Origin of the sequence: Pseudomonas sp. BN505, assembly GCF_029873175.1 — a bacterium.
Lineage (GTDB): Bacteria > Pseudomonadota > Gammaproteobacteria > Pseudomonadales > Pseudomonadaceae > Aquipseudomonas > Aquipseudomonas putida.
Genome location: NZ_SSOI01000023.1, coordinates 102,241 through 108,895 on the forward strand (window position 1 = coordinate 102,241; position 6,655 = coordinate 108,895).

Below are 6,655 nucleotides of genomic sequence, written 5' to 3' on the forward strand. Positions count from 1 at the left end.
GAATTTCAGCGCCCCGCCCGTGCCTGCCGACGGTACTGCTCGGGGGTGCACTGGGCCTGGCGCTGGAACATGGCGATGAACGCCGACGCGCTGCTGTAGCCAAGGTCGAAAGCAATGGCCTGAATCGGCAGGCCAGCCTCCAGCGCTTCGATGGCCCGCAGAAAACGCAGGCGCAGGCGCCATTCGCCAAAACTGATGCCCAGTTCGCGCAAGAACTGGCGGGCCAGGGTGCGTTCGCTGACATGCACACGGGCGGCCCAATCGGCCAGCGGGCGATTGTCACCGGGCTCGGCACCAAGGCCGTCGAGTACCTGGCGCAGGCCATCGCTGTGGGCAAACGGCAGGTAGCAGGCCTGGGTGGGCGCCAGCAGCAACTGGTCGAGCAGTACCTGCACCAGGCGCTGGTCGCGCTCGTCCTCGGCTACCTTCAGGTCACGCCGGGCGAAGTCGCCAAGGATGGCCTTGAGGATATCGCTGATCATCAGGCTGCACGGTTGCTGCGGCAGGGCTGTGCACAGGCTGCGGTCAAGATAGATGGAGCGGTAGACGATGGCCTGCGGGTTGTAGCAGCCATGCGCGGTGTCGGGCGGTACCCAAACGGCGTATTGCGGCGGCGACAGGAAACGCTGGCCGGCCACATCCAGGTGCATCACGCCGTGAGCGGAGTAGTTGAGCTGGCCCCAGGCGTGGCAGTGCACGGCGCTGTGGGTGTCGGCAACGAACTCGTCGTGGCGGAAGTACACCGGGGCCGGCAGTTGGGTGAACTGGGGGATATCGAGGAGTTTGCGCGGCATGCTGTCTGCTTTGCGGGGCGGTTTGTCTGGATAGGAGTATAGGCTTATGAACAGACAGTTGATAATGGCTGGTACCGGGGCCTGCAGCCACATCGAGCCCCTGTAGGAGCAGCCTTGTGCTGCGAAGAGGCCGGCACCGTCGTGAAAGATCTTTCGCCCACACAGGCCCTTTCGCAGCACAAGGCTGCTCCTACAGGGACCGCGCAAGCAGTACGACTCGCCCCAAAACCGCCATACCGAGTACCTGCAACATGAATTACCTTTTCCCCCTCACCGCCATCCTCATCTGGGCCGGCAACACCGTGGTCACCAAGATGTCCGCTGGCGCCATCCACCCTGCCGAAATCGGCTTCTACCGCTGGCTGCTGGCCGGCTTGCTGTTCACGCCGTTCCTGTTGCCCGCCGTGTGGCGCAACCGCGCAGCCATTCGCCCGCACCTGGGCAAAGTGTTCGTGCTGGGCGTGCTGGGCATGGCGATGTACCAGAGCCTGGCCTACTTCGCCGCCGGCATCACCAGCGCCACCAACATGGGCATCATCCTCTCGCTGATGCCGCTGATGTCGCTGGCGCTGTCCATCGCCTGGCTGGGCCAGCGCCTGAGCTACGGCGCCCTGCTGGGGGCGGTGGTGTCATTTTTCGGCGTGCTGGAAGTGGTCAGTGCCGGCCACCCCGCCAGCCTGCTGGAACAGGGCCTGAACGGTGGTGACCTGTTGATGCTGGTGGCCACCCTGGCCTACGCGCTGTACAGCTTCCTGCTGAAGAAATGGCAGTTGCGCCTGCCACCGCTGCAGTTGCTGTACTTGCAGGTGCTGGTGGCAATCGTGGTGCTGCTGCCGCTGTACCTGCTGTCGGAAAAGACGGGCCTGCACAGCCATAACATCGGCCTGGTGCTGTACGCCTGCGTGCTGGCTTCGATGATCGCGCCGCTGCTGTGGATGCAGGCCGTGCACCGCCTGGGCCCAAGCCGCACCACGCTGTTTTTCAACCTGCTGCCGCTGGTCACCGCACTGATCGCCGCCGTGGTGCTGGACGAGCAACTGGCCAGTTACCACTTGGTCGGCGGCGTGCTGACCCTGGTCGGTGTGGTGCTGGCTGAGCGCTGGACCACGCCGATACGCCGCTAAAGCCCGGCTGCCTTGAGCCGGGCTGCATGCTCGGTGAACAGCCGCACCGGCTCGGCGCCCTTGCCCACGGCGCCGAGCGACTGGTTGACGATATCCAGGTGATCAAGTGGATAGTCATCGCCGATCACCTGCCCCAGGTGCGAACTGAAACGCCCGACCATGCCGTCGCACTGGCCCTTTTCCTTGACGAAGCTGCGCGCGAACAGGCGGCAGAAGCGGTTGCTGCCGTCAAAGCGGTTGCGTCCCTGGTCAGTCAACCCGGGCTGCAACGTGCCGGACCACGAGTAGTAGCGCACGCCATTGACCTCATAGGCCCCTTCCCCGCCCCAGGTGTTCGGCAGGCCCTGTGGATAAGCCTGGTTGAACAGCGCGACCCCGGCGCTGGTCAGTGCCTGGTGCGAGGCATGCACATCAACCGGCAGCGGGTCGCGGCGCCAGCCGGTTTCCAGCCACACCAGCAACACGGCAAAGCCATGCAGCACGGCCTTCAGGATACGCCCCTGGGGTGAATGGCCCGGTGCCGTGCGCTCAAGGTGGTCGGCCAGTTCCGAGCCGTGATTGGGGCCGGCCACCGAGGTGACCGAAGCCACCCGACCAGGCCGCTTGGCCGCTGCGTAACGGGCGCTCAGTGCACCCTGGCTGTGGCCGATGAGGTTGACCTTGTCGGCGCCGGTGCGCTGGCAGATGTCTTCGATGATCGCCAGCAACTGCTCGCCGCGCACCTCGCTGGAATGCAGCGGCGAAACCTGCACCGGGAACACCTGCGCCCCGCCCTTGCGCAGGGCAGGCACGATGCCGAACCAGTAGGGGTAGAGCACTAGCCGGACAAACCCGAGCATGCCCGGCACCAGCACCAACGGGTATCGCGTGGCCAATTCCTGCTGCATTGCCCCAGCCCCTTTCCGTGGACGACCGGCCAACACTACAGCGCCAATCATGACCATCGCAATCGAACTCCCGGCGCGCGCTGTGGTTCCAAACCACACAGACCCTTTGCAAGGAGCGGGACCATGTACAAGCAGACCCTGGCAATCCTTCTGGCAAGCGCCACCCTGGCCGCCTGCGGCAGCCGCCCGGAAAACCCGGTGGACTACGTCACCTACCGCGACGAACCGCTGGTCAAACAGGTGGAGCACGGCATGACCATGCAGAAGGTCATCGCCATCGGCGGCAGCCCGTCGAACGTGATCGACCTGCCGCACGGGGGTACCTGCAACGACTACATCCTCAACCGTGACGGCAAGCAACAGCCCTACTACGTGCGCTTCGATGCCACCGGCCACGTCGATGCCAAAGGGTTCAAGACCTGTAAACAACGCCAAGAGGACAGCGACGCCGTCCCCGGCGCGTAAGCCTGCGTCCCCACCCTGACCCTGATCCGCCTGGAGATAAACATGAGCAACGTTGAACTGACCGATGTGAAAACCCTGCGCGAACGTGCCCGCCAGCATGTGGAGCAAGGCGCGGTGACCGAGGGTTACCACGCCGACCGTCAGGAAATCCTGCGCCTGCTGAATGAATCGCTGGCCACCGAGCTGGTGTGCGTGCTGCGCTACAAGCGCCACTACTTCATGGCCAGTGGCATCAAGGCCAGCGTGGCTGCCGAGGAATTTCTGGAGCATGCAAACCAGGAAGCCGAACATGCCGACAAGCTGGCCGAGCGCATCGTGCAGCTGGGCGGCGAGCCGGATTTCAACCCCGATAACCTGACAAAAAACTCCCATGCCCAATACGTGGCGGGTAATTCGTTGAAGGAGATGGTGCTGGAAGACCTGGTGGCTGAGCGGATTGCCATTGATAGCTACCGCGAGATCATCCAGTACATCGGCGACAAGGACCCGACCACCCGACGCATCTTCGAAGACATCCTGGCCCAGGAAGAAGAGCACGCGGACGACATGTCCGACCTGCTGCAAGGGCTGTAATCGCAAGGGCTGCCTTGCAGCCCGTTCGCGGCACAAGGCCGCTCCTACAGGGGAAAGCGATCCCTTGCAGGAGCGGCCTTGTGCCGCGAATGGGCCGCAGCGCGGCCCCCATCATTTCTTGCCTTTCACTGCAGCCGGCGCCTTGCCAGCCTTCATCTGCTGCAACAGCGGCGTACACTGGTTGGGATCATCCCCGCTGCTGGGCGCAATCAGCGCCAGCAACCCCGCCGCCGGCCCGGCCACGACACCCAGCGCCACCATTCCCGCCCCGCGCAGTGCCAGCGGCAACGCCTGCACGCCGGCATTGGGCTTGGCAAACGGCCCACGCACATACAGCGGCGAACGCAGCGAGAACAGACGCAGCCCTTTCGATTCCGGAGTGATCTTCAAGTCCAGCTGCTCGCTGGCGAAGTTGGCGGTGCCGTTGATGTAGATGATCGCGTTCTCAGTGTCGAAGATGAACAGCCGCGTAGTCGCCAGGCCGTCTTTGAGCCCGACATCGGCCGCTGCGCAATTGATCTTCACATCCTCATCACCAAACAGCTTGCCGACCACATAGTTGCCCACGTTCAAGCCGGCGATCTCCATCAGGCTGCGGCTGATCGCGCCATCGTTGATCAGCATGCGCAGGTCGCCATTGGCCGTCCCCAGCAAGGCCGCAACCGAATTGCCGCGACCGCTGATGTCGGCATCGCCGTTCAGCTCGCCAAAGCTGGTCTGCATCGGCGCGAAACTGGGGAACAGCTGCTTGAGCTTAAAGCCCCGGGCAGTCAACTGGGCGCGGCCCTGCAAAGGCACGCTGCGACCGTCCAGGCGGATTTTGGAGGCCAGGTTGCCGCCTGCCACGCCAAACCGCAGGGGCTCCAGGCGCAGCAGGCCGTCTTCAAGCATCACGTGGGCCGAAAGGTCGTTGAACGGCAGTTGCGTGCTGTGCACGATGCGCTTGCCGGCAAAGGTGACGTCGGCGTCCATCGCGCGCCAGCGCTCTGTGCGGAATTCTTCAACCGGCAGCACCTTGCCCGTTGGCTGCTTGCTGGCACCACCACGGGCCTTCTGCTCGGCGTTGGAGTCGGCGCCGATAAGTGGCGCCAGGTCCTTGAACAGCAACTGGTTGGACACCAGGTTGCCGGACAGCTTGGGCCGTGGCTGGCTGGCGACAAAAGCCAGGTCACCGTGGATGTCGCTGTCACCGATCTTGCCGTTGAAGCCCTGGTAGTTGAACGTCGCGCCTTGCGGCGCATGCAGGTTGGCGCTGAGACGACCGTCGGTCGAGTAGGCCGGGGTGTCTGGCAGGGTTACCCCGGTCAATGGGTAGAGGTTGCCCAGGCTGGCACCGGACAGGCGCAGGCGCAGGTCGAGCGCGCCGAGGTTGCGCGGGTCGGTCAGGGTGCCGGCGAGCACTACATGGGTGTCGGCGATGCGCACGTCGGCTTGCAGCGGAAAAGGCTGGCTGGCGTCCTGCAGGGCCAGCAGGCCGCCGATCTTGCCGGTGCCGGACACCGGCTGGCCTTTGTAGCGGCCTTGGGCCTTGAGCCCGAAGGCGTAGTCCTGTGCACCGCCGGCCTTCTCGGCGCTGGCCTTGCCGACAATGTCGCTGAACGGGATCGGCTTGCCCAGCGGGTCGATCTGCACCTTCATGCTGGTTTTCAGGGTCTGGTCGTCGAAGCTGACATTCCCCTGGTCGAAACCGATCGCACCGATATCCAGCTGCCATTTGGACGGTTCTGCGTTTTCATCCTTGGGGCCGAAGTCGAACGTCCAGTTGGCACGGCCATCGGCCAGGCGGGTGAGGCTGGCAGTGGGCTTGGTCAGGTCGATGCGCGGGATGCTGATCTGCTGGAACAGCAGCGGCAACGGCGCCAGGCGGAACTCCACGCGCTCCAGGCCGACCATCTTCGGCTCTTTGAGCCAGTCCGGGTTGCCCAGGGTCAGGTCCTCGGCGGTGAAATGCGGCCATGGTACCCAGGCACGCCAGCCGCCCTCTTCAGGCTCGGTGCGCCAGTGAAGGGCCAGGTTGCCGTTGATTGCGAAGGGCCGCTGCAGGGCCTCGGAAACCTTTTCGTTGAGCAGGGGTTTTACGCGGTTCCAGTCGAAGGTAGCGATCACCACCACCAGAATCGCCAGCAGGGTGAGCAGGGTGGCGAGGGTCCAGACGAGGATTCTGGCGGGACGCGTCATTGCGTGATTCTCCTTGCGGCATGGCACAAAACGGGTGCAGCGATGGCAGTCAATATGTCGGACTGTGGAAAACCCGTGGGGTTTTATCGAGAGCGGCATGATAGCGAAGTTTTCCTGGCCTTTTGCTCAGCAATACGTCGCGCCAAGCGATGCCTGCTACCCGGCAACAGCCCAACCAAATCGTCATCAGCCGGCCTGTATGGCGCTGCCTAGAGCGCTTGCAAACCTCTATCAATGCGGTCGATTGTTACCATTACCCGTATGAACTTCTCTCTGGCGTTACCGAGCGTAGCATTGGCTCCGTACCCACTTTCCAGCCCCCGAGAGGAGCACCGAAATCATGAAACGCCACCTGCTGACCCTGACCCTGTCCATCCTGGCTGCCAACGCTTTTGCCCTGCCAGCCGACGAACAACACCTGACCGCCGAATCCCGCTCCAGCGCTGCCGAAATCGCCCAGCCGCTGAAAACCGTTGCCGAAGGGGGTTCTGACCGCCTGATCGAACGCAGTGGGCGTGTTGCCGAAGGTGGCTCGGATCGCCTGATCGAACGCACTGGCCGCGTCGCTGAAGGTGGCTCGGATCGCCTGATCGAACGCAGTGGCCGCGTCGCTGAAGGTGGCTCGGATCGCCTG

At 63.9% G+C, this 6,655-nt stretch carries 7 protein-coding genes; 4 read left to right on the top strand and 3 right to left on the bottom strand.

Annotation, left to right across the window (positions count from 1 at the left end):
* Nucleotides 1-5: 5 nt before the first annotated feature.
* Nucleotides 6-794, bottom strand: a complete 789-nt coding sequence (locus E8E78_RS04910; RefSeq protein ID WP_016501851.1) for a helix-turn-helix transcriptional regulator — start codon at nt 792-794, stop codon at nt 6-8.
* A 251-nt stretch (nt 795-1,045) separates the two neighbouring features.
* Between E8E78_RS04910 and E8E78_RS04915 the strand changes: the two genes are divergently transcribed.
* Nucleotides 1,046-1,918 (top strand): DMT family transporter, encoded by an 873-nt coding sequence (locus tag E8E78_RS04915; protein ID WP_016501852.1) that lies wholly within the window; start codon nt 1,046-1,048, stop codon nt 1,916-1,918.
* Here the strand turns inward: E8E78_RS04915 and E8E78_RS04920 are convergent.
* The gene (locus E8E78_RS04920) at nt 1,915-2,805 is read right to left on the bottom strand and encodes a triacylglycerol lipase (protein ID WP_016501853.1); all 891 of its coding nucleotides are present in this window, start codon (nt 2,803-2,805) and stop codon (nt 1,915-1,917) included. The genes E8E78_RS04915 and E8E78_RS04920 overlap by 4 nt on opposite strands.
* Nucleotides 2,806-2,928: 123 nt before the next feature.
* Here E8E78_RS04920 and osmE point away from each other — a divergent pair, with 123 nt between their 5' ends.
* Nucleotides 2,929-3,270, top strand: a complete 342-nt coding sequence (osmE, locus tag E8E78_RS04925; RefSeq protein ID WP_016501854.1) for an osmotically-inducible lipoprotein OsmE — start codon at nt 2,929-2,931, stop codon at nt 3,268-3,270.
* Nucleotides 3,271-3,312: 42 nt separating this feature from the next.
* Nucleotides 3,313-3,843: a ferritin-like domain-containing protein gene (locus E8E78_RS04930; RefSeq protein ID WP_049274600.1), complete on the top strand. Its 531-nt coding sequence runs from the start codon at nt 3,313-3,315 to the stop codon at nt 3,841-3,843.
* A 111-nt stretch (nt 3,844-3,954) separates the two neighbouring features.
* Here E8E78_RS04930 and E8E78_RS04935 read toward each other — a convergent pair whose 3' ends face one another.
* The gene (locus E8E78_RS04935) at nt 3,955-6,021 is read right to left on the bottom strand and encodes an AsmA family protein (protein WP_049274174.1); all 2,067 of its coding nucleotides are present in this window, start codon (nt 6,019-6,021) and stop codon (nt 3,955-3,957) included.
* A 340-nt stretch (nt 6,022-6,361) separates the two neighbouring features.
* On the opposite strand from E8E78_RS04935, the gene E8E78_RS04940 reads away from it, so the two are divergent.
* Nucleotides 6,362-6,655 (top strand): hypothetical protein (locus tag E8E78_RS04940; RefSeq protein ID WP_280311897.1); only part of this gene is annotated, 294 nt, incomplete at its 3' end.